Raw genomic sequence first — 329 nt, 5'->3', positions numbered from 1 at the left:
GCTCGCCATTGGCGGCAATGCCCACAGAAAACGCAAAAGCCCCCAGATAAATCAGCATAACTTCTCCATTTTATTTTTCGACTGTGTGTTTATTTTTCCATTCTCCCAGCCCATAATCGGCATAAAACAGCCGCTTGCTGATCAGAAGTGTTTCCACCTTGATCCGGTCTGCTCTTTTGGCCCAGGGCCGCCGGGCAAGCGCCCGGTGTTCCTGCACAAAGCGGCAGATCCGTGCCTGAGCCTCCGGATAGCTGCCAAAGCCGCCATCCAGAATGCCTTTCTGTGTCTTCAGGTATGTAACCAGCTGCAGGTATTCCGCTTCTGCTTTC

The 329-nt window shown here is 52.6% G+C and carries 1 protein-coding gene; it reads right to left on the bottom strand.

Annotation, left to right across the window (positions count from 1 at the left end; genetic code table 11):
* Positions 1-70: 70 nt before the first annotated feature.
* Positions 71-329: hypothetical protein (locus tag P0G09_RS16545; protein ID WP_275253206.1), on the bottom strand; the 259-nt coding region annotated here is incomplete at its 5' end.

Source organism: Faecalibacterium sp. DFI.5.82, assembly GCF_029076575.1.
GTDB classification, from domain to species: Bacteria; Bacillota; Clostridia; order Oscillospirales; family Ruminococcaceae; genus Faecalibacterium; species Faecalibacterium duncaniae.
This window is presented reverse-complemented; position numbering and strand designations above follow the sequence as displayed.